This window comes from Spirochaetota bacterium (genome assembly GCA_025061835.1).
GTDB lineage: Bacteria > Spirochaetota > Brevinematia > DTOW01 > DTOW01 > SKYB106.
The window spans coordinates 1-26,481 of the sequence record JANXAC010000019.1 but is presented as its reverse complement, the minus strand read 5'-3'; the positions used below and the strand labels follow the sequence as shown (position 1 = coordinate 26,481).

The 26,481-nt window shown below is 34.9% G+C and carries 24 protein-coding genes; 13 read left to right on the top strand and 11 right to left on the bottom strand.

Annotated elements, in window-relative coordinates; translation table 11 throughout:
- From NZ579_06800 to rgy, 3 genes are all read left to right on the top strand, one after another.
- A partial coding sequence (locus NZ579_06800; protein ID MCS7299646.1) for a hypothetical protein occupies positions 1-186 on the top strand: 186 nt, incomplete at its 5' end.
- A 533-nt stretch (positions 187-719) separates the two neighbouring features.
- Positions 720-1,499, top strand: coding sequence for a TaqI family restriction endonuclease (locus tag NZ579_06795; protein MCS7299645.1), 780 nt, complete (start codon positions 720-722; stop codon positions 1,497-1,499).
- 67 nt (positions 1,500-1,566) lie between these two features.
- Positions 1,567-5,100, top strand: a complete 3,534-nt coding sequence (gene rgy, locus NZ579_06790; protein ID MCS7299644.1) for a reverse gyrase — start codon at positions 1,567-1,569, stop codon at positions 5,098-5,100.
- Between the two features lie 114 nt (positions 5,101-5,214).
- Here rgy and NZ579_06785 read toward each other — a convergent pair whose 3' ends face one another.
- Positions 5,215-6,345 carry a SpoIID/LytB domain-containing protein gene (locus NZ579_06785; protein MCS7299643.1) on the bottom strand — a complete coding sequence of 377 codons (1,131 nt, stop codon included), beginning with the start codon at positions 6,343-6,345 and terminating at the stop codon, positions 5,215-5,217.
- A 263-nt stretch (positions 6,346-6,608) separates the two neighbouring features.
- Here NZ579_06785 and NZ579_06780 point away from each other — a divergent pair, with 263 nt between their 5' ends.
- The 4 genes from NZ579_06780 (at position 6,609) to NZ579_06765 (ending at position 9,695) form a co-directional block, all read left to right on the top strand.
- Positions 6,609-7,355: a rhomboid family intramembrane serine protease gene (locus NZ579_06780; GenBank protein ID MCS7299642.1), complete on the top strand. Its 747-nt coding sequence runs from the start codon at positions 6,609-6,611 to the stop codon at positions 7,353-7,355.
- 6 nt (positions 7,356-7,361) lie between these two features.
- On the top strand, positions 7,362-8,156 hold the full coding sequence (fliR, locus tag NZ579_06775; protein MCS7299641.1) for a flagellar biosynthetic protein FliR: 795 nt from the start codon (positions 7,362-7,364) through the stop codon (positions 8,154-8,156).
- An 8-nt stretch (positions 8,157-8,164) separates the two neighbouring features.
- A complete protein-coding gene (locus NZ579_06770) occupies positions 8,165-9,250 on the top strand; it encodes a hypothetical protein (protein ID MCS7299640.1) in 1,086 nt (361 codons plus the stop codon).
- 169 nt (positions 9,251-9,419) lie between these two features.
- Positions 9,420-9,695 carry an acylphosphatase gene (locus NZ579_06765; protein MCS7299639.1) on the top strand — a complete coding sequence of 92 codons (276 nt, stop codon included), beginning with the start codon at positions 9,420-9,422 and terminating at the stop codon, positions 9,693-9,695.
- A 163-nt stretch (positions 9,696-9,858) separates the two neighbouring features.
- Here the strand turns inward: NZ579_06765 and NZ579_06760 are convergent, their stop codons facing one another.
- Positions 9,859-11,241: a flagellar hook-length control protein FliK gene (locus tag NZ579_06760; GenBank protein ID MCS7299638.1), complete on the bottom strand. Its 1,383-nt coding sequence runs from the start codon at positions 11,239-11,241 to the stop codon at positions 9,859-9,861.
- 88 nt (positions 11,242-11,329) lie between these two features.
- On the opposite strand from NZ579_06760, the gene NZ579_06755 reads away from it, so the two are divergent.
- Together NZ579_06755 and NZ579_06750 are read left to right on the top strand one after the other, a co-directional pair.
- The gene (locus NZ579_06755) at positions 11,330-12,178 is read left to right on the top strand and encodes a tetratricopeptide repeat protein (protein ID MCS7299637.1); all 849 of its coding nucleotides are present in this window, start codon (positions 11,330-11,332) and stop codon (positions 12,176-12,178) included.
- A gap of 18 nt (positions 12,179-12,196) precedes the next feature.
- A complete protein-coding gene (locus NZ579_06750; GenBank protein ID MCS7299636.1) occupies positions 12,197-12,850 on the top strand; it encodes a histidinol phosphate phosphatase domain-containing protein in 654 nt (217 codons plus the stop codon).
- On the opposite strand, the gene NZ579_06745 is transcribed toward NZ579_06750, so the two are convergent.
- From NZ579_06745 to rpsL, 6 genes are all read right to left on the bottom strand, one after another.
- Complete coding sequence (locus NZ579_06745) at positions 12,851-13,432, bottom strand: hypothetical protein (protein MCS7299635.1); 582 nt, start codon at positions 13,430-13,432, stop codon at positions 12,851-12,853.
- Positions 13,433-13,553: 121 nt separating this feature from the next.
- A complete protein-coding gene (gene mdh, locus NZ579_06740; GenBank protein MCS7299634.1) occupies positions 13,554-14,492 on the bottom strand; it encodes a malate dehydrogenase in 939 nt (312 codons plus the stop codon).
- 255 nt (positions 14,493-14,747) lie between these two features.
- Entirely contained in the window at positions 14,748-15,545 is a 798-nt protein-coding gene (locus NZ579_06735; GenBank protein ID MCS7299633.1) for an ABC transporter permease, read from the bottom strand.
- The gene (locus NZ579_06730; GenBank protein MCS7299632.1) at positions 15,542-16,852 is read right to left on the bottom strand and encodes a TldD/PmbA family protein; all 1,311 of its coding nucleotides are present in this window, start codon (positions 16,850-16,852) and stop codon (positions 15,542-15,544) included. Before NZ579_06730 ends, NZ579_06735 begins: the two co-directional genes overlap by 4 nt.
- Positions 16,853-17,062: 210 nt before the next feature.
- Positions 17,063-17,533 (bottom strand): 30S ribosomal protein S7, encoded by a 471-nt coding sequence (rpsG, locus tag NZ579_06725; GenBank protein MCS7299631.1) that lies wholly within the window; start codon positions 17,531-17,533, stop codon positions 17,063-17,065.
- A gap of 10 nt (positions 17,534-17,543) precedes the next feature.
- The gene (rpsL, locus tag NZ579_06720) at positions 17,544-17,918 is read right to left on the bottom strand and encodes a 30S ribosomal protein S12 (protein ID MCS7299630.1); all 375 of its coding nucleotides are present in this window, start codon (positions 17,916-17,918) and stop codon (positions 17,544-17,546) included.
- A gap of 145 nt (positions 17,919-18,063) precedes the next feature.
- Between rpsL and NZ579_06715 the strand changes: the two genes are divergently transcribed.
- On the top strand, positions 18,064-19,152 hold the full coding sequence (locus tag NZ579_06715; protein MCS7299629.1) for an Mrp/NBP35 family ATP-binding protein: 1,089 nt from the start codon (positions 18,064-18,066) through the stop codon (positions 19,150-19,152).
- Here NZ579_06715 and NZ579_06710 read toward each other — a convergent pair.
- Positions 19,144-19,647 (bottom strand): hypothetical protein, encoded by a 504-nt coding sequence (locus NZ579_06710; protein MCS7299628.1) that lies wholly within the window; start codon positions 19,645-19,647, stop codon positions 19,144-19,146. The genes NZ579_06715 and NZ579_06710 overlap by 9 nt on opposite strands.
- Positions 19,648-19,795: 148 nt before the next feature.
- Between NZ579_06710 and uvrA the strand changes: the two genes are divergently transcribed.
- The gene (gene uvrA / locus NZ579_06705; protein ID MCS7299627.1) at positions 19,796-22,627 is read left to right on the top strand and encodes an excinuclease ABC subunit UvrA; all 2,832 of its coding nucleotides are present in this window, start codon (positions 19,796-19,798) and stop codon (positions 22,625-22,627) included.
- Here uvrA and NZ579_06700 read toward each other — a convergent pair.
- The gene (locus NZ579_06700; protein MCS7299626.1) at positions 22,602-23,357 is read right to left on the bottom strand and encodes a hypothetical protein; all 756 of its coding nucleotides are present in this window, start codon (positions 23,355-23,357) and stop codon (positions 22,602-22,604) included. The two genes, uvrA and NZ579_06700, sit on opposite strands and share 26 nt — an antisense overlap.
- Before the next feature lie 100 nt (positions 23,358-23,457).
- On the opposite strand from NZ579_06700, the gene NZ579_06695 reads away from it, so the two are divergent.
- Positions 23,458-24,651, top strand: coding sequence for a class I SAM-dependent rRNA methyltransferase (locus NZ579_06695; GenBank protein ID MCS7299625.1), 1,194 nt, complete (start codon positions 23,458-23,460; stop codon positions 24,649-24,651).
- A gap of 80 nt (positions 24,652-24,731) precedes the next feature.
- Positions 24,732-25,712 carry a hypothetical protein gene (locus NZ579_06690; protein MCS7299624.1) on the top strand — a complete coding sequence of 327 codons (981 nt, stop codon included), beginning with the start codon at positions 24,732-24,734 and terminating at the stop codon, positions 25,710-25,712.
- Between the two features lie 188 nt (positions 25,713-25,900).
- Here the strand turns inward: NZ579_06690 and NZ579_06685 are convergent.
- Positions 25,901-26,481: hypothetical protein (locus NZ579_06685; protein ID MCS7299623.1), on the bottom strand; the 581-nt coding region annotated here is incomplete at its 5' end.

Here is a 26,481-nt window from a genome sequence, read left to right as displayed (position 1 = left end):
TCTGAAGATAGAAAGTATTACTTTTTAGGAGACCCAGACCATGTCTTGCTCGGAACAAATAACGAGATAGATGAGATTAAAGTTCTTTCAGATAAGGCAAGGGTTTTCTACATAAAGTCTGAAGATTTCAGGGAATACTTCTACGACTACCCTGTGATCTTGCCAAGACTAAAAGCGTATTCATAGGGATTATTTGAATCATTGACTTTTGGAATTTGATAATATTTGTGAATGCTATGCACTACAGTAGAGTTGGTAGTGAAAGTGGATATACGGGATTGTCGGAACGAACATTAAACGAACGGAAAAATTTAGGAATGTTTTTACTCCTCTATGGCTAGTTGATTACATTATTAATCTAATAGATATTGATATGTCTCATGGTGAGTTAAGAATTCTTGAACCTGCTTGTGGATCTTGTCGGTTCCTTAGGAGAATCAGAGATAAATTTAACCATCTGACTGTTAAGTGTGTCGGTGTTGAAGTTGTTGAGGAGATTGTTAATCTTTACTTTGAAGGATGGGAATCTATGTGATGGTTTGGAAGTGCTCATTGGAGATTATCTGGTTTGGAATTGTGGTGATAAGTTTGATATAGTGATTGGTAATCCTCCATAAGGACCTGTTCAGAGACATAACGTATCATCTTAGCATATCGCAACTTATGACTATCCCATTACCTACTAGAAGAGAGTTAAGAGTCATAATTAGAGAACTTATATGAATACGAAGAGAGATTGGAAGAAAGAGTTAAAAAAATTTCAGAATTTTCTAGAGAGCATAGACTTACAAAAGTATTCCTATCTGAGACAAATAAAGACTGTTGAACAGGATTTACCGAAGGAGCTACTACCCTTAGAGATATACTACCGTTATTATTGGATGTCAATAGATTTTAAGGATTATGATGAGGTTTTTAGGATCTATTGGAAAGAGAAGTTAGCTGATATTTTTGGCTTTATCAAAAAATACTTTTATGGATGTTCTGTTCAATTTGTAGAGGAGGGGTTTAAAGCGAGACTCTATAGAATATGGGTCTCAATCCTGACGCAGTTCCACTTCCAATATCTATGGAACTCTATCTTTGAGGAAGAAATTATTTCAAATCCTGATCTGGACATAATAGGAATAGATGGTATAGTTAAGTTTAGCAACATGAATTTAGGTTTTCAGATCAAAAAAGTTTCATTCAGATCTGAAGTTTTGGATAGAAAGTTTACAAAGAGACAGATGAAGAAAGTAGATGTTATGGTTGAAGTACCGTATCTCGTTGTAGATGTGAATTCTTTTAAAGATACGGGACTTAAAGATCTCTTTAGTAGATATTTCAGGGAACTCAAGAACGGTTTTGTAGTTTTCAGTCAAGATTATCTTTACGAGATAAGAAGTGTTATTCAGAAGATAACACCTGAGAGCAAAGGAACAAGGATCACATACGATAAGTTTATAGATGTAATAAATTCCGAAGACACAAAAACTAATATAGTTGTCAAAGAATAACATTTATATTTTCTTTATTCTACAAGAATCTTATCACTATAATTTAGACACTATTTCGGTGGCTTTTATGGATAGTCTTGTAATCTATAAGAGAGGTTGCTTGGTCTGTGGTGGAGAGATAACAGATGATAGGTTGAGGACGGTAGGTATTTGCAATAGATGCTATAACAAGCAAGTTAGCGAAAACCTTGACAGCATTTTCATTCAATTTAAATCCAGTGATAGAATTAGTAGTTTATTACATCTTAAGAATGAGATTGACAAGTGGGTAGGAGTTTTTAAGAATTTGATCGGTTCCCCACCTTGGAATACTCAAGTTTCTTGGATGAAAAGAGTTATACTCGGTAGGAGTTTCTCTCTCGTAGCACCAACAGGTGTCGGTAAGACAACTTTCGGCATCATAACTGCTATCAACCTCTCTAGGAATGGTAAGAAGTCTCTGATAATAGTTCCAACAACCAACCTCGTTCATCAAGTGTATGAAAAGATTTCAGGAATGATGAAGGATAGCTCATCAAAAGTTATTATGTATTCCTCAAAACTCACTCCAAAGCAGAAGGATGAGTTTAAGAGAAGAATCGTAGAAAAAGACTACGATATAGTCGTTATAACATCCAGTATGGTCAAAAACTTACTGTCTATAAGTAATTATCTAAATTTTGATTTCATCTTCGCAGACGATATTGACTCAATACTCAAGAAGTCAAAAAACATTGAGTATATCATAATGCTTTCAGGAGTGTCAAAGGAAGATATCAACACAACACTAGATTATATTAAGCACAAGTTCTTACTAGTTGTTTCAAAAGGTAAGGATAAGTATGAAGACTATCTGAAACGATACAAAGAACTTCAAGAAGAGGTTGAAAGAGTAAAGAACAAAAACAAAGGTATTATCGTAGTTTCAAGTGCTACTGCAAAACCGAAAGGTGCAAGGATCAAACTATTTAAGGAATTATTTAACTTTGAGGTTGGGGGTAGAACAGAGATTGTTAGGAATATCAGTAATTACTACATACATTCTGATAACTATGAAGATAAACTTCTGGAAGTTATCAATCTTCTTGGTGATGGAGGCTTGGTTTTTGTCTCTACTGAAGATGGGGTTGAATATGCTGAAAAAGTTTCAAAAGTCATAAACTCCAAAACAAAATTCAAGAGCGCTGTTGTCTCATCACAGAAGACTGATAAGGGACTTGAAAAGTTTAAGAAAGGAGAAATTAATGTCCTTGTCGGTGTTTCAACATACTACGGGACACTTGTTAGAGGTATTGATATTCCTGATAGGATAGTTTATTCTGTATTTCTTGGTGTTCCAAAGTTTAAGGTCTTGATTGATCCAGAGAAACTAAATGTTTCAGGTTACCAAATAGTCAAAATTCTTTCTGAAGTTGTTGATAGTATAGATAACCTTCAGGAAAGAAGAAAGGTTGAGAGTATAATAAAGCGTATCAGAAGTAGTCCTAACTATGAAATGTTTATAAAGACTGGTAAGGAAATATTGGCAAAGATACTCAAAGAGAATAAATACATTGAAATTTTGAAGTCGTCGCAAGATATAGTTTTCAGAAACATTAATGGTAATAACTACCTTATCATTCCTGACATCAACACTTACATACAAGCAAGTGGTAGAACTTCAAGGCTATATGTAGGTGGAATGACTAAAGGTATATCAGTCATCGTTGAGGGTGATAAAAAATTACTTGATGTTAGTGCTAGGAAGTATAAGTGGATTGAAGATGTTGAATGGAAGGAGTTTGATAAGGAGAAGGTTCTTGAAGACCTTGAGATTGCGAAAAAAGACAGAGAGAGACTAAAGTTAAGCATCAAGGGACAAGTTGAAAGTGAAATAAGGAATATGAATAAAACTGTTCTTATAATCGTTGAGTCTCCAACCAAAGCAAAGACTATATCAAAACTTCTAGGTAATCCTACCGAAAGAGTGATAAGAGGTTTGAGTTGTTATGAGGTTACAACAGGGAATATTACCTTCATCATAACTGCTTCAAAGGGACACATATTTGAACTAACAACAGATCAGGAAGATTTCTACGGTATAAGAATTGTTAATGATAAACCTATTCCAGTGTATGATGCCATAAAGAGTAGTAGGTCTGGTAAGGCATTTGTCGGGTCAGAAGAGAAAAATGTTTTCAAGAGTGGTGAGGAATACACAGATAGGTTTGAGGATATTATCTCGCTTATAGAACTTGCGAAAGAGGTTGACGAAATTTTGCTTGCATCTGACCCTGACACTGAAGGTGAGAAGATTAGTTTTGACATCTATTCGTTTCTCAACATCTATATGAACTTTTTTGGAGGAAATGTTAAGAGAATGAGATTTAACGAGGTTACCTATAGTGCTATAGTGAGAAGCATACAAAATCCTGATAGTGTGAATTTTAACCTTGTTGAAGCACAACTACTTAGAAGGATACAGGATAGAGTTATTGGATTTGGATTGAGTAATTTCTTAATGTATGAACATTCTTATGGGCGAAACATATCAGCAGGTAGAGTTCAATCACCAGTCTTGGGATGGATTGTAGATAGGTATAAGGAGTATAATGAAACAAAATCATCTTTCATTGATGTCATACTATCCAACGATAATGGAGATAAGTTGAGTTTATCATTTGAAGATGATGGGAATGAAATCAGTTTGAAGGAAGGAGATCTAATAACACCGGTTTTGGTTGAGGAGAAGGAGATTGACTTTATGCCCCTGCCACCATTCACTACTGACACTGTATTGGTTCAATCCAATCGTCTATTCAGAATGAGTTCCGATAGTGTTATGAGTATATTACAGGATCTATTTGAAGAGGGGTTTATTACTTACCATAGAACTGAGTCTACGACGGTTTCAAGTGTTGGTATGAATGTTGCCAAAGATTACTTATCTTCTAGGGAACTTTTGAAGTTTTGGTTTGCTAGAAGTTGGGAAGAGGAAGGTGCTCATGAGTGTATAAGACCAACTAGATCAATTGATGCTCAAACACTATCACAACTAATCAATGAAGGAGTTATTTCAACATCAACACTAAAGAGACAACATATTATGGTCTATGACTTGATTTTTAAAAGATTTATATCTTCGCAAATGAAACCGGTAGTTGTTAAAAACGCAAAATATCAACTTAATCTTGGTAAGAAGGTTGTTGAGATTTCTAGAAATGTAGAGATAGTAGAAGATGGATGGAACAGAGTTGGATATTTGCAAGTTGATAAGCCTTTGGATGTTTTAAAGGTTGAAAAAGTGAGAAAAGTGAAAAAACCTAAGGTAGCCTTGCTTTCGGAAGGTGATGTTATTCAGATGATGAAAGAGAGGGGTATAGGGAGACCATCAACATACTCAAAGATAATATCAATCCTCTCAAAGAGAGGTTATGTTATATCAAAAAACAATAAACTTATACCATTAAAGAAGGGTATTGAGGTTTATTTCTCGCTCAAGGAGAAATATAGAGAGTTTATATCTGAAGAGAGAACAAGAATCCTTGAAGAAATGATGGACAAGGTTGAGAAAGGTAGTAAAGATTATCTTTACGCTGTAAAGGAGATTCTTGAAGAAGTCAGGAATGCTACATCTAGGTGATTGAATTTACTTATATTTGTTATAGACTTATTTGGGTAATGCTATTTTGTTCTAGTAATTTATTATTTTAGGAGTCTAAATTGATTGTCTAGGATATTTTGAGTAGGGGTTGGTCTAGTATATTTTTACGAGTTCCACATCGTTGTAGTAGTGTCTTATTATTTCTTTGTAGTTATATCCTTTGATAGCCATTTCTTTAGCGCCCCATTGTGACATACCTACGCCGTGTCCCCATCCTATGCCTGTGAATACTATATTATCGCCTTCTATATCAATCTCAAATTTAGGGCTTAAAACCATAGGAAAAATCTCTCTGAACCTATTCACATTGATTCTTCTTATGATAGATGACTTACCGTCATTAGCAACAACTTCTATTTCAGCAATAGACCCTGAAGGTAGTCTGTATGGTATATTTATGTACTCCATCTTCAGGTTCTTTCTACCAAAGATTGAGTTTAGGAAATCTTTTTTTGATATACTAGTCTTCCAGAAGGATCTAAATGTGTTTTTTGAATAGTTGTCAATAACAGGTTTCAGGTATGGTAGATTTTCTTTTACTCCTATAATCTCAGGTTTTTCTGTGTAGCCGCCAGAGTTAGCGTGAAAGAAAGCGAAAATAACCTCATCGTTATGTGTTATTACTATTCCTTCAGTTTCTCTTACTGCTCTGCTTGTTCTAGGATGGACTTTTGAAATACCGGAATACACTTGGGATTTGTATGTTGAGACTACATCGTAGTCTTTATCCTGGTTTTCTATCATTTTCCTGACTGCGTATGTTCTTGAGACTATTGCCTGTGCTTTTAGAACTTCCATAGGCCATAGTGCAGGAACTTCAGAAGGAACGACTGAAGATAGGTATTCTTCCAACTCTACCACATTTATTACCATAATGCCATTTTCAGACGTGATTAGTCTGATGAAACCCGGATATTTCTTGTCAATGTATTGAAGGTAACTATCTGAAAATATCTCTATTTTACTATCTTTGACTATATCATTAGCAACTATTTTTGATCCATCAAAGTAAATGTTTGCTTCGTTGTTGAAAGGTATGCCGTTAATTACAATTAAACCTTCTGAAGTAATCTTAAAGTTGCTTCTTTCAATACCTATAAGGACTCTTACTTTATCAGTTGTTGCTATAGATTTTAGACTACTTCTAGGGATACAACTAAATGTTAATATACCTATGAATACTATGATTTTGGCGAATACTATATGCTTCAGTATTTCTCTCAATCTTACCTCCTGTTTGGTATAATTTTCTAGAATTATAAAGTAGAATATCCGTTTATAGCAAGATGGCGAATTGAAATTTGCAGTGGGGGTTAGTAGAAAATCAAAGAGATTTGACTTACTCTCACCTGTAAAACGCAATTAATGGAAGAAAAACATGAATAGGTTAGTAGTAGTAAATCTTAAATTAGGTTCTTCTGCCTTGAATCCTCAAATTTGATATATACTGTTCTGTTTCTTATAATAATCTTGATCTTGGAGGTTGTATGTTTATACCATTGTTTGATTTTGAGGAGCGAGATAGATGGGAAGATAGGCGAGGTATGATACCTAAACTTTTCACTCCTGTGATGACGCTAGTAATAGTGATATGTGTTTTGGTTTTTATTTATCAGACGTTTTTCGTTAGAAATGATGCTATGTTCTATAGAGAGTGGGGAGCTATCCCTTATGAATTGTTAAAGTCCATAAGAGAAGGGGAGTTTATCTACTTCAATCTTATAACCTACGCTTTCGTTCATGGGGGATTTTTTCATTTACTTGGAAATATGTGGTTTTTCTTCATATTTGGTAATAATGTTGAGAGAAGACTAGGTAGTTTTATTTTTATACTATTCTACTTAAGTTCTGCTATTATATCTGCTTTGATACATATGGTGGTGTTATTCCCTGAGGAGATGCTAGGGATGAAGAGATTTGAAAGTATATCTCCCGTAGGTGAGATGGCGATACCGCTTGTTGGTGCTAGTGGTGCAGTAAGTGCTGTTTTAGGTGCCTATATGAAGTATTTCCCGAGAAACTATGTAGCAACTCTTATTGTATTCTTTATAATAACGGTCATTCCTATATCTGCTTCTATATTCATAGGAGTATGGCTCGTGGGACAGATAGCGAACGCTGTTTTTAATCCTCAAGCTAGTATAGCATGGTTTGCTCACCTTGGGGGATTTGCTTATGGCTACTTGTTTGCCTCAATTTACAAAGGTAAGAGAGAATACTACTATGAAAGTTAGTTATATATGGCAGTTGATATAGTTAATTTCTTGATATACAATTTCCAGTTCTTTTTGGTTTCCTTTGCTCGTGCAGTAGCATTCCTAACAGTTTTACCTTTATTTGGGGGTATTAATGTTCCTAATAGGATAAGGGTAGTGTTAGCGTTTTTTCTTTCATACATGACTTTCCCAATACTTACACAGTTAGGTTATGAAATACCGACATCACTTGGAGATTTCTTTTTCATTCTTGTTGGAGAGGTTATAATAGGGCTTCTTATGGGGTTTTTCGTGTATCTTATATTCATAGCATTTCAGTTAGCGGCACAGATATTTTCAACAACCTTTGGTCTTGGATTTGTTGAAGTAGTAGATCCTTTATCTGAAACAAGTATTCCTACTTATGGAACATTATTGCTCATCTTTGCTACTTTGGTATTCATATCCATAGATGGTCCTTTTCTATCATTTCAAGCCTTTCTTGAGAGTTATAAGAAGATATGGCCTTATAACCTTAACCTAGACAGTGTTAAAGTTATTTCGCAATTCGTTGTTAGTGGTTTTAATGCTATGTTTGCTATTGCTATAAAGATATCTCTACCTATAATTGCTGTCATACTCGCGATTGACATCACTGTTGGTATTCTTGCTAAAACTGCTCCTCAGATGAATGTGCTTAACTTGAGTTTTGATGCCAAGATTGTGGTAGGTTTGATTCTTGTGATAGTTTTTGCTATGCCGATGATTACTCTTATGCAGGATATGTTGAAAGAATCTTTCTACAAACTTTGGAGTTTTTTGAAGATGTTTAAGGTGTAGGAGGTCTTATGAAAGGTATAAGAGTTTATGATAATACAAAAATTTATGTTGTTGCTCCAAGTAATTTGATAACAGGGGGTCCTGAACAGTTGCATGCGATAGCACACCACCTAAAGAGGGATCTAGAAATTGAATCTTATATTTATTACTTACCTCCGAAACTTGATGCTGTTCCAGAACCTTACAAAGATTACGGTGTTGCTTTGTCAAAGACTATAGAAGATGAGGAGAAGAATATCATTATAGTTCCTGAGATACCTAAATTTATTGAATTTGCGAACAGGTATTCAAAGATAAGGAAAGTAATATACTGGTTGAGTGTTGATTTCTTCTATCAGTTTTTATTTTATAGGACCCTAAGAGGTATCCTTATGGCTATCGTGAATAGAATTAATTTGATCACGATAGAAAAGATTAATAAAGCACTCTTGCCACATTTTGACATACCATCTATAGCACTTAAGGAGTTTGAAAAGATAGATTTAAAAAACTCATCTATGATTTCAAAGGTATATTTTCACCTTACTCAATCCGTTAGGTCATCAGAACATCTGAAGAGTAAAGGAATTGAAAATACTTTTTGTGTGTTTGACTATATCAACAGGTCTTTTCTTGTTGAAACTTTTGATGAGAGAAGCAAGGAGAATATTGTTTGCTACAATCCCAAAAAGGGTTTTGAGTTTACATCAAAGTTGATCAAATATTCGTCCACTTATAATAGGAGTATAAAATTTGTGCCGATAATAGGACTAGACAGAAGAGGTGTTATTGAGTTACTCAAGAGATCTAAGGTTTATATAGATTTTGGTAGTTTCCCGGGTAAGGAAAGAATACCTAGAGAAGCTATAATGCTCGGGTGTTGTGTGATAACAGGTAGGAGAGGTAGTGCCAGATATTTTGAGGATGTTCCTGTTCCAGATGAGTATAAGTTTGAAGATAAGGTTGAAAACATACCGCTTATACTAGATAAGATACAGGATTGTTTGAATAATTATGAAAGTCATTTACGTAACTTTGATTACTCAAGAGAGTTGATACGCAGAGAACCTGAGGATTTCGTTAATAGGCTGAGACAAGTTTTTGTAAAAGAGTAGATTTCTATTTGACAATAGAGAATAAGTAAGAATGTGATCTTTTTGTATATAAAGTCTCACAAGACAATGTAATGTGAAGTGTTACGGAATGTTTTAAAATTTAGAAAATTCATAGCCTGTAATGTGAAAAGTTTGAGATAGTGTTATGTTATTTTTTTATAATAACCTTATGCTTAAGCTACATGTTTTGATTTATGGTAGAGTTCAAGGAGTAGGGTTTAGATACTTCGTTCAAAGGAATGCTAATAGACTTGGTATAAAAGGATGGGTTAGAAACTTGGAAGATGGAGGTGTTGAGGTTTTAGCATTTGGAGACGATGATAAGATATCTCAATTGCTGATACTTCTACATCAAGGTCCATCTGGAGCATTAGTTATGAAAGTTAAGCATACAACTGAAGAGGTCTCATCTTCTCCTTATGACAGTTTCTTTATAACTTATTAGTGTATGTTTGTTGTCATTTGTTTACACGATAGCAGGTTTGTATGGATGATTTTATGTTTCTGCTGTAATTGTTAATTATTATTAAGTTTAACTCAAGTAAGTTTTTGTTATTACTGTTCTACAACAGACTAATTAGTTGCTTTGTTTTATGATATTGTTTGTGTTATGCGTAGAGTAGTATCCTTCCGTCGTAGTTTGATTCTTTGTTAATAGAAACGCTAGTTTCGTATGCCTCTTTGGTATTGCTAAGATTGAATGAAAATCTACTAAAATTTTCCTCAATTTCTCCTCTATTATTTCTGTATCCACTACCAAACATTGAATTGTCAAGAGTTAAATTCATATTACTTACATTAAATCCTTGGTTTACCAAGTTCTCTTTTATTGTGTTAAGATGTTCTTGGAATAGAGTGTATGCTTCTTTAGTTGAGACCACTATATTGCCTATTATCTTACCATCGTTTGTTGTTTCAACTTTCACGAATACTTTTCCGATCTCTGGGGGGAATAGTGTCATCTTCATCTCACTAGTGCCGTTTCTTAAGTTCATAACTAGCCTACCAGAGAATTCTTCTACCGCCCTTGACAACATCTGTAGTTGGATAAAGAAATTTGGTTGTAGTGAAGTACTTTGTGATTGATTTACAGTTAGTTTGAGGTTATCAAATTTAACTTGCGTTTGTAATGGGTTTTCTATGAACCTGACTTGTTTGTCATCATCTTTTTTGGCTTCACTTTTGGCTAGATTAAGCAATATGTTAAAATTGATGTTTCTTTCTTGGTTAGGATTTTTGTTTTCACCGACATCTGTCAGTGTGAGTTTAGATAAATTAAGCTTCAAATTACTATCTTGAGAGACTAAACTTTGGAATTCTTTTAGAAGCGATCTAAGTTCTTCGTTTGTTGGTCGGTTTAAGAATCTTTGGATTTCAAGAATAACTGATGATATTTCGCCAAGATTTAGTTTTCCGTTGTTTATTTTTGCCTTTATCTGTTCAATTTTATCTTTGATGTCTTGAGGTATATTCGTTTTGTCTGATAGGTTCAAAAGTGTGAGTAAGAATTGATAAAGCCTTTCAAGATTAAAATGCGTTTGTATTGATGTAGGATCGTTGTTTTCAGTTATGGATTTTATTTTATCTATTCCTTTTATGGGGTTATTTGTTCTAGTCTCACTTTTGCTTATATCCAGCGTAAAAGGTCTAGTGTTTGATTTATTGGTCTTATCATCGTTATCTGATTTGTTTGATTTAGTTTTTTCTACAATCTCTTTTTCTGTTTTGGTTGTAGGATTTGTTCTGAATTCGCTATCTGTCTCTTTTTGGTTTTGTGTTTTATCTTTTAGGTTTCTTTCTTCTTTATTAATGACATTTTGGGTAGGTTTGTTTGTTAGTTCGTATTGAGTTCTATTTTCTTCGGTTATTTGCTTTAGGAATGCGTCAAATCTGTCTTCTGCTGGTTTGTTAGTGTCTTTTTTGCTTATGCTAAGTTCTTTATTTATGTTTAAAATTTCCTTGAAATTTAATAAGTTTGAGACATTCATCATTATGAAATTCGGAATTAATCTGATTATATAAAATTTTTTGATTTGTCAGATATTCCGAAAATCTTTTAGTATTACTGTGGGGGTATAGATGGTTGTAGTTCTGTTAATTCTATTTTTCATAATGACTTTTGATGTTTTTGGTAGTTATGAAAGTGCCTACTCAAAGTATTTAAAGGGAGATATATCTGGGGCTGTTTCAGAGATAACAAAGGATATATTCAATGGTGTTAGAGATCCGAGGTCTCACTTGCTGATGATAAAAATATACAGAGACCATACAAAGGACTACAAGCAAGCGATAGAATACGCTATTGAAGGGATAAGACTGTTTCCTGATAAGGAGAGGGAATTTACCCTAGAACTAGGTGAATTATACATGCTTTCTGCTAAATACGACAGGGCAGAGCAGATTTTGGTAAGTCATAATCGTAGGTATCCTGGAGACCCAGAATGCTTGTATATACTTGGTAGAAATTATTACTCTCAAGGTAAGTATCACAAGGCTGTTTCATCGTTAGAAGCATCTTTAAGCTTTGGTATGACCGGTGTTGAAGTTTATGAAGTTCTAGGAAAGTCATACAGGAAGATAGGTAACTATTCAAGAGCGATAGAATTACTTTCTTATGTTTACAATCAGACTAGGAAGGAAGAGATACTGGGAATGATAATAGAAATATCAAGCATAATAGATGTTGATTACTCATCTTATATAAACGCAAGGAAAACTATTTCTACTGTTAAACCTACGACACCAAGGATTACTCAATCTAGACCATCTTCAGTTTATGTTACCCAAGGAATTCAAGAAAATTCTCAAAGTCAGATTTCAAGACAACCTGTTTTAGAAAAACCTAATACATCTGAAACTCAACCTGTTCAGAACTCTGGTGGTGAGGAGAGTATTAATCAGTCACAGAATAACACTATTTCTGAATAACTCTTAAGGAGACAGAAGATGATAGATTTACACTCTCATACATTTTTTAGTGATGGGGTTTTGTCTCCTAATGAACTTGTGCAGAGAGCAAGGCAGTTTGGTTATAAGGCACTTGCTATTACCGATCATGTTGATGCCTCAAATGTTGATTTTGTTGTGAAGGAGATTGTGAATTTTTGTAATTCAATAAGAAGTTATTATGATGATATTATAGTTTTGCCTGGCGTTGAAATCACACATGTTCATCCAGATCAGATAAACGAAGTTGCTGAATTAGCAAAAAAGAGAGGAGCAAAAATTGTAGTAGTTCATGGAGAAACTATTGTTGAACCTGTTGAAAGGCTAACGAATAGGAAGGCTTTAGAAAGTAAGTTCGTTGATATTCTTGGTCATCCAGGACTCATATCAGAGGAAGAGGTTAAGATTGCTGTTAGTAATGGAAAGTACATAGAGATAACTGCTAGAAAAGGACATTCGCTTACTAATGGTTATGTTGCGAAAGTTTGTAAGAAATTTGGTGCTATGATGGTAATTGATACCGATACTCATACTCCTGATAACCTTATAACAAAGGATTTTGCGTATAAGATACTCAAAGGTGCAGGACTTGAGGATGAGGATATTGCTAGAGTTTTTAAGAATTCAGAGGACTTGGTAAAGTCTGTTGTTTAGTTATCTTCTTAGTATTTTTTCGCTTATTCTTGCTGCTCTGTCGGGTGGTAGCCTAGATAAGAGGAATGATGATATTGATAGAGTTCCTTCTCGCTGTGCTATTTGATCTATTTTGAGCAAGACATCAACTATGGTGTTATCTTCCATGTTTTCTAATATCCTTGCTGCGTCTTCGGGTGGTAGTGAGTTTATGTATGTTGCTATCCTCGTTATCTTCTCATCGTAATTTCTAAATATCCTTTGTTGTTGTTCGAGAGATTTTTGGAGTTCTTCAATAGAAGTCATTCTTTGTTGTAATTCGGTCTCTTTGGCTATGATTTCTTTTTCTTTTTCTAATATTTGTTTTTCTCTATTGTCAAGACTTTGCTTAAGGTAGTCAAGTTCTTCTTTGTATCTTAAAAGGCTTTCCTTCTCAATAAGTTTTGGATCTTCTAGTTTCTGTTCAAGAAGTTGTCTTGCGAAGGGTATATTATCATAAACAAAACTTCTATAGTCAATTATACCTAGAGTATCAAATATCATTATTGCTATCGTTATGAGTGCTATGTTTCCAAATAGTAATATGAGTATCCTTCTACCCACGGTAGATAGATTAGAGATAAATACTTCTTAATTTCAAGAAAAAATGAAGTAAAACTTTTTCAAATCTTAGAAGAATTATATCTGAAAGTCTGTTTGAACAAGATCGGAAAAACTGCAAAAGTTAGATAGGAAGTTTATTCATAACTTCTATTGTATTTTTGACACTCTGAACTGATCTCTTGAACATTTCTTTCTCTTCTTCCGACAGTATAACTTCAACTATCTTTTCAAGTCCATTTATACCTAAAACTACAGGGAGTCCGAAGAATATTCCATCTATTCCATACTCTCCCTGACAGAATACTGATGAAGGTAAGACTTCTTTCCTGTCAAATACTATGCTCTCAATCATCCTAACAACGGCCATTCCAGGTGCGTAGTATGCTGAACCTGTTTTTAGAAGACTTACAATCTCTGCTCCTCCATTTTTAGTTTTGTTAATAATCTCTTCTATCTCCTCTTTATTAAGAATACTTGTTATAGGCTTTCCTGAAACGGTCGTTGATGACATGACCGGAACCATTTCGTCACCGTGACCTCCGATAACGATTGCATTTATGGAGTTGTAAGAGACATTTAATTTTTGTTTTATGTAATACTTTAGCCTAGCAGTATCAAGAACCCCCCCCATCCCTAGCACTTTGTTTCTACTGAAACCTGACACCTTGAATGCAAGGTAGGACATTGCATCAACAGGGTTTGTTACTACTATAATGTATGTGTTTGGTGAATGTTTGATCAAGTTTTCTGTGACGGTTTTAACAACCTTTGAGTTTGCTTCTAATAATTCTTCTCTTTTCATACCAGGTTTTCTTGGAAAGCCAGCAGTTATAACGGATATATCACTACCTTCTGTAAGTGAGTAGTCACTACCACCGATAATTCTCGCATCAGAGTTAGATATGGCCAATTGTTGTTGGATATCTATTGCTTTACCTTTCGCTATATCTCCGTCTATGTCAATCAAAACTACATCAGCGTATCCTCTTTGAGAGATAATATTTGCTACTGTCCCCCCAACATTACCAGCACCAACAACGGTTACCTTTAACTTCTTCATAAATGTTACTCTTTGACTGAATTACCAAAACAATTTATCAAGACTCCACGATACGAAAAAGTAGTCTGTGAAAATACCAATTTTACCTGCTTTATCAGTCCCGTGTATGAATGTTTAAGATTAATGGACAACCCTACCTCCTTCTAGAAATTATTACGGAACAACAATATTGGATTCAACAAGAGTGACATTATATATCTATTGTGTTTTGGTAAGAATAGTAGATACTTTTGGTTTATGTATTTAATTTTAGTATTATCTCAGGGTCATCAGGATGTAGGTTACTATATAATCAACTATTGCTATTATGATAACAGATGATACAACTGACTTGGTGGTAGATATACCGACACCTCTTGCTCCTCCTTCTGATTTCATACCATACATACAGCTAATTATACCTATGAAGAAACCTAGTATAGAACTTTTTATTATCATATCAAGAATATCTCTAGGGTTCAAGACGAATAACACTCTATCAAAGTAAGTGAATACGCTTTGGTCAAGATACAGAATTACCATAAACATACCACCTATTACACCTGAGACTACTGATATTGAAGCCATAAACGGCATCATTATCACTATGCCCCATACTCTTGGAACTACTAGGAACTTCATAGGAGAAATGGACATAATCCTAAGTGCATCAACCTGTTCTGTTGCCTTCATTGTTGAGATTTGTGATGTTATACCTGCCCCAACTCTGCTTATCAATGCTATTGCGGTAAGAACAGGACCAAATTCCTTTATCATGACCAGCATTATACCCGAGCCGATGTATTGTGATGTTCCTTTGACAATACTATCCATGCTCTTACCAACATTAAGTGTCATTATCATTCCTGAGAAGAACGATATTGTGACTACTATCGGTAGCGACTTGTATCCAACATCAACTAGAATTTCCATTAGTTCCTTCCTATAGAAAGGTTTTGTGAATGTGTTTTTTAATACATTAAAGGAAAATATGAATATCTCACCGATATAGAAGAAAAAGGAATAAAAAACTCTGCCTATTATTGCTACAGATTTCTTCAAATATCTTATCATACCTCCGATGAAACATTTACGCTATCAACCATGATGTATGGTAACACTGCGTTATAGACATTTTTAGTCTCTTTTGATGCTTGTATTACCTTTTTAAAAATCTCAAATACATTTCCAAAGAGCATTGTATCTTTTACTCTGCCAGTTATCTTACCGTTTTCTATATAGAAACCTGTTTCAACATTTACTGAAAACTCACCAGCGTTGATATTACTCTGTCCCCCACCTAGGAACTGATATACTATCAGACCTCTATCCAGAAGTGATATCATCTCTTTCAGGGTATACTCTCCTCTTGGAATAATTATGTTGGAGAAAGATGGCTTTGGCAAGGAGGAGAATGACCTAAAGCCATTTCCAGTAGGTGTCTGGTTTTGAAGATAAGCAGTTCTTAGGTCATTTACAAATGTCTTAAGGATGCCGTTTGATACAATCTCCTTGTAGTTTGTCAAGACACCTTCGTCATCAAAAGGTTGAGAATTAATTCCCCATTCAATGTGTGGAGAGTCGGCTAGAGAAAACTTGTTGGATAGTATTTCGTGTCCTATCTTATCGCCAACTGGTGATATACCTTTATAAACATTCTCCGCAGAAAATGAGATCGTCATGATTTTTATCAGGTCGTACAGGCAGTTTGGTGCGAATATAACAGGATATTTCCCTGTTTGGACTTTTGCGCTAGTTTGAGCAAAAAAGTAGATGTTTCTTATATGTGATACCATTGATGAAAAGTCAATATCATACCTTGAGGTATGTTTGTCATCGTATAACCACAGTAAGCTTTCATCTCTTCCTACATAAACTCCTTCTACCGATATACCCCAGATTGTTTTGTCAAATGATAGGTCAAGACCCGATGAGTTAATGATTGTTTTTGTTATAAAACCTTTTTCTATCGTTAGGTTTACAACTATTGATGGATCTATTTCCTTTATTGAGCCTATGATCTCTTCTCCTAGTTCAACCATGTCTCTTTCATTCACGTTTTCAAGAGATGAGTCGTATATCTTGATAGGTATTGAGAATGAAGGTTGCTTCGGAAACGAAATATCTAGTTCCTCACCAAACTTACTGATTTCCTCTGCTTTTTGAAATGTTTCTTCTATTTTTGATGCGTCGTTTGTTGAAGAAGTCCCGACTCTACTATTGACTATCAGTCTAACTCCTATTCCCTCTTTTTCTGTGTTATTTATTGAGACTAATTTGTCGTTTTCAAACTTTACGGTAGTTATGTTTTCCCTTTCAACAATTACATCACCTTTTCTGGAACTTATGAGATCCTTTATCTTTATGAAGTTTACAGGCATAATTGTCCTCTTGATTTTTTTAACTTGATAGTATGATATATGAGTTTGTGATAATCTTTCTAACTAGACTAAATGGGGTTAGATTTAAATTTTGCTAACCTATAGAATTACTTATAAGTATGTTAAGAAAAGAGTTGGATTGAAAAGTCTTCAGTTTCATAACTTTTTTGCTTCTCTAGTCTAATGTTTTTCTTTTGAGTGGAATTATAACTACCATCTGTAGTGAGCAAAGGCTTTGTTTGATTCTGCCATTTTGTGTGTTTCTATCTTCTTCTTTATAGCGTTGCCTTGTTCATTGTAGGCGTTTATAATTTCATCTGCTAACTTTTGGAACATATCTTTTCCTTGTTGTTCTCTACAAGCACCTACTAGCCATCTTATGGCTAAAGATAGCGCTCGTTCTGGTCTAACTTCAACCGGTATCTGATAGGTTGCTCCTCCGACTCTTCTAGATCTTACTTCTAACTGTGGTTTGAGATTTTCTATTGCTTTTTCAAGTATTTCTAGAGGGTTCTTTTTAGTTTTTTCCTTAACGATTTCTAAAGCCTTATAGACTATGTTCTGTGCTTTTAGTTTTTTACCATCTTTCATAACTATGTTTATTATTTTGGAAACTAATTGACTGTTATATTTGTGGTCTGGTTGGGGAGTATGTTTTTTGTACGCTTTTTTCTTTCTCATTTGCTACCTCCTAGGATTTGGGTTTTTTGGCACCGTATTTTGATCTACTTGTTCTTCTACCTTCTACGCCGAGTGTATCAAGAGCACCTCTTATTATGTGATACTTGACGCCTGGTAGATCCTTTACTCTACCACCTCTTACTAAAACTATTGAGTGTTCCTGAAGATTATGCCCGATGCCTGGTATGTAGGCGATTACTTCAACTTTGTTTGATAGCATAACTTTTGCTATTTTCCTTAATGCAGAGTTAGGTTTTTTTGGTGTCATTGTGGTGACCCTTACGCAGACACCTCTCTTTTGAGGGCAACCTCTGAGTGCTGGAGACTTACTCTTCTTCCTAACCTTTTCTCTTCCCTTCCTAACAAGTTGGTTTATAGTAGGCATATCTACATCCTCTTTTCTAGAATTTTAGACAAAGGTAAAGTTTATTTTCAACTTGTATTGAGTTAAGATTAGAATTGTTATGTCTTTTGAAAATTTCTTCAAATTTTATTAAAATAATAGAATAAAATTTTACAAGGAGAAGTTTATGGTTTCAAGAGAAGATGTTATAGATACTTTAAGGAGTGTTCTGGACCCTGATTTGGGTATAGATATAGTTAGAATGGGTATGGTTGGTGATGTGAGTATAAATGAGAATGAGATAAATTGTGAGATAGTATTAACTACACCTGCATGTCCAGTAAAGTCAAAGATAGAGAGTGATGTTGAATATGTTCTTAAAGAGAGATTTGGGAGTGACTATAAGATAAATGTTACTATGAAGAGCAAGGTTGTAAAAGCACCAGAAAATCCTACATACAAAACTCCTGTCAATAGGATAATCAATTTAGATAATATAAAAGATGTCAAGAATATAATTGCAGTGTATAGTTGTAAGGGAGGAGTTGGTAAGACTACCGTTTCAGTTAACCTTGCTTTATCGTTAGCAAAGTATGGTTCAAAGGTAGGGCTTTTGGATCTTGACCTTCACGGTCCTAATATTCCGATAATGCTTGGGCTCGTGGGACAGCCAAAGATAAGGAATTCAAAAATAGTTCCACCGGAGATACATGGTATCAAGGTTCTATCTGTTGGACTTCTTACAGATGACTCATCCCCTATCATATGGCGTGGTCCCATTCAGACTACTGCTGTTAAACAGTTATTTGAAGATGTTGGTTGGGGGGATTTGGATTACCTAGTTTTGGATTTACCACCCGGAACTGGTGATATTCAGATAACTCTTTCTCAAAACATACCTATATCTGGTATAGTAATGGTTTCTACGCCTCAACTTGTCGCAGTGATAGATACTGTTAAAGGTGTGAATATGTTTGAGAAAATGGGAGTTCCAATTTTAGGTATGGTTCTAAACATGGCTTACTTGGCATGCGAACACTGTGGAGAGAAAAACTACATCTTCCCGAGAGCTGACATAAACAAGTATCTTGAGAATAGAAAACTTGATATACTCGGAGAGATACCATTATCTCCAAGAGTTGCAGAACTAAGCGACAAGGGAACACCTATCGTTTATGAGGATGAGTCTCATTTTATTTCAAAAATTTATATGGATATTGCTTCTAAAGTAGCATCAATTCTTAGCACACTATCTATGAAGAAAGCGTTATCTTAATAACTCTGGTTTAACTTTGTTTTTATCAAATCCTTCAGAGACTGCTCTTTGAGCTAGTTCTTTTGCTTTGCTCTTCTGATTGTTGTTGTAAAGGACTATTGAAGCTCTATACAAATATTCTGGGTTGTTGCTTACATCGTAAGCCATAAGGTAAGCATTCACAGAGTATTTATAATTAGACTTCTCATATTTCCTAGCGAGGTCCAAGTTGTATTTTTCAAAAGATGCTTTTGTGTAGGAAAGACTAATATTATGTTTTTCTCTCAGTATTCTCTGTGCTTCTTTACCTGCCTCTCCGAATGGGTAAAGGTTAAATGCATGCTTATAACTTGCTATTGCCTTCTTAGTTTTACCTGAACTCTCAAACGCTTTACCTGCTTCTAGCCAATCGTTAGATAGATCTTTCCTTTGTGAAGGAGATAGATTTAAGTAGAAACCAAATGCATAGTATCCAACAAAGATTAGAGTTAAAACAAATGTAGCTAACCTTATCATAACTTCCTCCTGAAAGTATAGTATAATATTTAATGTGGTCTTTTCAAAATTTCAATTCTGATGAAGAGCTTCAAATGTTTAGTATAGAACTCCAATGTTCGTAGAATTTTTATTAAATTTTATAATTAACTTGTTTGGTGATGAGCCTATGAATGAATACATTATAATAAAAGGGGCAAGAGAGCATAATCTTAAAAACATAGACCTTTCAATACCTAAAAACAAGCTAGTTGTTGTTACTGGTCTTTCTGGTTCTGGCAAATCTTCTCTTGCTTTTAACACTATCTACGCAGAAGGTGAAAGAAGATACCTAGAGTCTGTTTCTACTTACGCAAGACAGTTTCTTGGTAAGATTGATAAACCTGATATTGATAAGATAGAAGGGCTTTCTCCTGCTATATCGCTTGAGCAGAGTGCTGGTAAATTCAACCCAAGGTCAATCGTTGCAACCGTAACAGAAATCTACGACTACATGAGACTACTTTTCGCAAGATGCGGAACTCCGACTTGTCATATTTGTGGTAGAGAACTTGAAAAGTTTTCTATTGATGAGATTGTGGATAGAATACTCGGGTTTGAAGGTCAGAAGATAACGATACTATCGCCACTAGTCCAGCAACGAAAAGGTACTTTCAAACACACGATTGAAGAACTTATAAAGCGAGGTTTCACTAGGTTCGTTATTGATGGAAAGTTAGTTGATACTGATGAGGAGGGAATACCAGAACTAGAGAAGAATGTGAAGCATAACATTGATGTTGTTATTGACAGAGTGAAGGTGTCAAAGAGTGATAGGGGTAGGATTTTTGATAGTGTTGATGTTGCGATAAATGTATCTGATGGTAGTGTAGTTGTTGAGTTTCACGAGAGTAGAGAGAAAATATATTTTTCTGACAAATATCTCTGCCCTGATCATTTAGTAGGCTATACCAAGATTGAACCAAACCTTTTCTCATTTAACTCACCTGTTGGGGCGTGCTCTGCCTGTGGGGGTCTTGGAGAGAAGTATGAGTTTGATGTTGATCTTATTATTCCAGACAAAGACTTATCCATAAATGAAGGGGCAATAAAAGCAATAGGTAAGCATCAGTTTGTGTATTGGGATGAACTTCGGGCACTTGCGAGGAAGTATAAGTTTTCGCTTGATACTCCTGTTAGGGATTTACCAAAAGAGATTATAGATGTAATAATGTACGGATCTGATGAGGAGTATAGGGTTATACACTCTTCAAGTAAATCGTATTGGGAATACACTAACAAATGGTATGGTATAATTCCTTCGCTTCAGAGGAGATATGAGAACACTGAAAGCGATGAATCAAGGGAATGGTTTATGCAGTTTATGAGGGCGAGAGTATGTAGTGAGTGTAGTGGTGATAGGCTTAACAGGATGTCATTGTCAGTTAAATTTCTTGATAAAAACATAATAGAACTTACTAAGATGACCGCTTCACAACTTAGGGCATTTCTTGATAGAGCGGATGAGAAACTTGATGAAAAGAGAAGGATGATAGCAAAACCTATAATAAAAGAAATACTCTTGAGACTAAACTTCCTGATTGATACTGGGCTTGACTATATAACGCTTGATAGGAAGGTTTCAACTCTTTCTGGTGGTGAACTACAACGAATTAAACTTGCAACACAGCTTGGTTCTGGGTTATCTGGAATAATCTATGTTGTTGATGAACCTACTATTGGGCTTCATCAGAAGGATACTGAAAGGCTTATTAATACACTCAAAGGTCTAAGAGATTTAGGTAATACCATCATCGTCGTTGAACATGATGAGGATGTGATAATGAGTAGTGACTTTTTGATTGATCTTGGCCCTGGTGCAGGAGTAAACGGAGGAGAAGTTGTTATAACTGGAGAACTTAAGAAACTGCTTGAGGATAGTAAAGTTTCTAATTCACTTACTCTCAAGTACTTGAAAGGTGAGGAAACGATACATGTTCCTGAAAAGAGGAGAAAACCTAAGGGTTTTGTGAAGATCATTGGTGCTTCAGAGCATAATCTAAAGGATATAGATGTTGAGGTACCTATGGGAGTTTTAGTTTGTGTAACGGGTGTATCTGGATCTGGTAAAAGTAGTCTTGTGACTGACACACTCTATCCTGCTTTACACAACAAAATTTACAGGACTAACCTTCAAGAGGGTAAATACAGGAGTATTGAGAACTATGATGAGATAAAAAGGATTATAATGGTAGATCAGACACCGATTGGTAGGACACCTAGATCTAATCCTGCGACATACATAGGTGTATTTGATGATATAAGGAGACTTTTTGCTATGACTAGGGATGCTAGAGCCAAGGGTTTTGATGCATCTAGGTTTAGTTTCAATGTCAAGGGGGGTAGATGTGAGGCTTGTCAGGGACAAGGAGTTGTGAAGGTTGAGATGCACTTCTTACCTGATGTGTATCTTACCTGTGATGTCTGTGGTGGAACTAGGTATAATTCAGAAACGCTTGAGGTTAGGTTTAAAGGTAAGAACATATATGATGTTCTTGAGATGACTGTTGAGGAGGCATATCTCTTCTTTGAGAACGAGAGGAGGATAGCAGAGAAACTCAAAACTATGATAGATGTGGGGCTTGGCTACATCAAGTTAGGTCAGCCGGCGACGACTCTCTCTGGTGGTGAAGCACAGAGAGTTAAAATTGTGGAGGAGTTGTCAAAGAAGTTTTCAGAACATACTCTGTATATTCTTGATGAGCCAACTATTGGATTGCATTTTGAGGATGTCAAGAAGTTAATAAACTCACTACAGCGGCTTGTGGATAAAGGTCACACAGTTTTGGTTATTGAACATAACCTACATTTCATAAAGTGTGCTGACTACATAATTGATCTGGGACCTGAAGGTGGGGAGAGAGGAGGTAGGATAGTTGCTACTGGAACTCCAGAACAAGTTGCAAGAAACAGAAACTCTTACACAGGTCAGTATCTTAAGAAGTACCTAAAGATAGGATAGTAACTTTATTGTTTGCGTTGTTTTTGGCACCTCTTGTTATCTTTTGTCCTAAACAAACGGCTATTGTAGGAAGATTAAAACTTTTTGAGATTACTGAACTTCTCTTTATTGCTCTTTCAACGTCTTTCTTATCAACAATGTATGATACTTCAACTGCTAGAAGTACTTCACTGTTGGGATCTGTTTTCGGTCTTCCCGAAACAACAACATCAATCTCTATAGTATCATCCTTTTCTTCTTCAGTTATAAGTCCTTTATCAACCGCATCTTCTAAAACTTCTAGTAGGCTCTCGTGGTCTATAACTTTACATCTTCTTATCATCCTTCCAAAATACGCTGGTGCCTTCTGCCTAACTTTCATCTCCAGATTATCACCCTTTAGCATTGCAACATCGTCTTTAAGTTTTTTGACCTCTATGAATAATACTTGGAAATCTTGGGATAGTTTATCAACCTTTTTGGCGAGGGGTTTGTGTTCGTTTTCAACGAAGTTGTGGAAGTCTTGTGATAGGTTATCTACTTTCTCTGACAAGTTATCAACTTTTTCAGAGATAGGTTCGTGCTCGCTTTTGATGAAGTTATCAAGTTTTCTGGATAGTTCTTCTAGTTTCTTGGGTATGTTGAAAATTTCTTCTGTTAGGATTATCTTTCTTATTTCTTCCAGTAGTTCGGGATATTGTCTTAAGGCTTCCATTAACTCTTTAGCGCTTCTTACTCTTTCATCAATCACAGTTTAATTATAGTAAATTATACTATGTTTTTCAATCTCATACCCTTAGCGGATTTCAAGAACATAGATTCCAATCTGAATGCTCTTAAATAATTATTCTATGGAGTATATAGGTGAAGTGGTGCTGAAAAGAAATTCTGAGAAAAAGGTAAGGAATTTCTATCTATGGATATACAATGACGATATAAAGAAACTTAGGATTGATCAAAAGAAAGATGGGTTTGTTAATGTTCTCTGTGAAGATGGAAAGTTCCTATGTGTTGGATTCTACTCAAGAGACTCAAAAAAACCTATTAGGATTCTATCTTACAACAAAGAATTTGACATACGCCTAGAAATAAAGAAAAGGCTTCTTTTTTCGTTAGACCTGCGGAAAAAACTCGTAAGTGGTGGAATAATAAGCAATGATAACTTCAGAGTTGTCTATTCAGAATCTGATTTTCTACCAGGTCTCATCATTGACAAATATGGTGAGTTTGCTGGAATTCAGATAAGGAATAAGTTATTTGAAAAGATATATGAAGACACTATCCATAGCATAAGTACCTTTCTGGGTCTGTCAAAGATATACGAAAGAAGTTATGGTGAATTCAGAGAAGATGAAGATCTTCCTCCAAGAAATATCCCTGTAAGGGGTAGTATTCCTAGTCTAATAAGGATCTATGAAGGAGATGTTCAGTTTGTTTTTGATCCATTCAAGGGACAAAAAACGGGTTTCTTCCTTGATCAAGCAGTCAACAGAAGGATTGTAAGCAATATGTGTAGTAGTGGAATGAGAGTTTTGGATGTTTTCAGTTATGTTGGAGGATTTGCTATTCATTGTGCGAAGAAAGGTGCTAAAGTGGTTGCGGTTGAAAAGAACGAATACTACTCGCATCTAATAGATGAGAATTCTAGGCTTAACAATCTGAAGGACAATGTGAAGGTTGTTTGTGGAGATGCGTTTGAGGTTGTGAAGGAGATTGACGGGTTCTTTGATATTATAATACTTGATCCACCAACACTTGTCAAAAGTCTTTCAGAATCTAGAAAGAGATTGCCTGTACTTATAGAACTTATTAAAAACAGTTTAAGACTTCTTAAACTTGACGGGAAACTAATTGTTTTCACTTGTTCATACAACCTACTTAAGGAACATTTTATAGCAAGTATCAGAATAGCAGGTATGGAGACTGGGTATAGAATAAGAATTGAGCAAGAACTTTTACAATCTCCGGACCATCCATGGATACTACAAATGCCGGAAACACTCTACCTCAAGGGTTTTGTGGTCTCAAAATTGTCAAGTTTCTAATTTCTACACATCAAAGCACTCACGCTTTTGTGAGATTGAGATAGTTAGAGTTTATTAATTAAAATTAGGTTTAAAGTAAGGTGATCAGGCTTCTATTGGTTGTCTCAATACTTCTATTTGCGTTTGGTTATTCCGAGTTGTTTTCTGTTGTAACTATTGATAGGAACTATATACTTTCTCCTTTGAAGTCTTCTTCAACAACAAACGATAGTGATTTTTTCACATTTACAGGAGCGACAGCAGAGTTTGGTAAATACTTGCCAGAACCATATACTGATTTTAACCACTTCTGGGTTTCTAAGGCTGCGGTTTTTGGAGAAATTTATAGGTATAGGAACTCTTTCAGTATAACTTTATTCTCTGACATAGAACTCATATCATCATCAAACAGCATAATATTTTTTGATCCTAGAGTGTTCTACTGGCAGGAGGGTATCTTGTTATCACACAAGTATGACATCTTCAACTTTCAATTCAGTTTTACTCACAGATGTAAGCATGATGTTGATAATGCAGATATTGTAAGTATCTCAAATGAGGTAAGAGCGAGAGTGATTATATGGGATAGCCTGTGGTTTAGGGTATTTACGGATCATTTGATAATACACAGTTTTGATAATAGTATTGTTTTGAAGGGTGTTCCTTTTGTAAGGAGTGATTTTTATATTCTTGCGGTTGACTCAAGTGTTTGGTATAGAACAGTTCCTTTCACAAGTTATTCTACATACTCAGACTACAAAGTTAATAGGATAGTAGGTTCGGTGTCGTTTGGAGGGGTTTTAGACCTTGAACTTGGTAAGAATTTTGGTTTTTACTTTAAGGCGTATCAGTGGTATGACTTTCTCGCGGATAATGAGATATGGAATTGGAGTAGAATAAGAGATGTTATTGGGGAATACTACCTTGAGCTAGCATTCTACGTTAGGAATGGTGGTATGAGAATGTTTTTCTTCATTCAAAACAACTTTCAAAGGGATCCTGCCATAGAGCCATACGACCAAGGTTCGGTTAATCTGATACACTTCGGTCTGAAAGCGATAGATGAAAGATTTTCCTTCTGAAACTTAGGAATTACTTGTATTTGAACTCTCCTATTCTAGGTTGTCTTGCTTGAAAACCAAAGGATATTTTTGAATAATTATGTTGAGGTTCAGATAGTATCTTTAAAAATCTAATCTTGATGAAATTGTAGATAATTCAGTTTTGAGAGATTCTAGTGCTTGTTAAGTATATATCTTATAATCCAGGTCTATCTTCCTCCATAGGAACCAAGTTTTGGTTTTATTCCTAATAATTTCTTCGCAAGATTAATTATAATCTGAAAACTGACATATACTGAAAGGAAAGGGTGTATAAGGAAAGTTGTGTTTTTGTTTTTCAAAGAAAGTATTATGGAGTGTGCAATTGGGAATATTATGCTCAAGGAATAGGGTATAAAAAGGTATTTTTTTATTTTTGCTTTGAAACTTAGAAATTCGTTTCTATTTGAAAATCCTGTGCCTGGATGGTCTTTGTAATGAACATTAACAATGGTTTTCCATTTCAGTTTCTTTAAATATCTAGACATATTCTCTGACGAGTAATGGAGTATAGGTTGGTTTTTGAGCATTGCTATATCGTATTTAGAATGGACATACAAGTTAAAGGTTTTTGGGTAAAGACTAGTATCGTTGAGATAGTTTGGAGCAATATCGAAAATTGAGTTCTTCTCGACAGTAACTGAAGCACAAATGTCAAAAAATATGTCTTCTTTTTTAATTTTATCTTTGTCAATTATTATAAAATCTTCTCTATCTTCTTTAGAGAATTCTCTTCTGATCCTAGAGATGA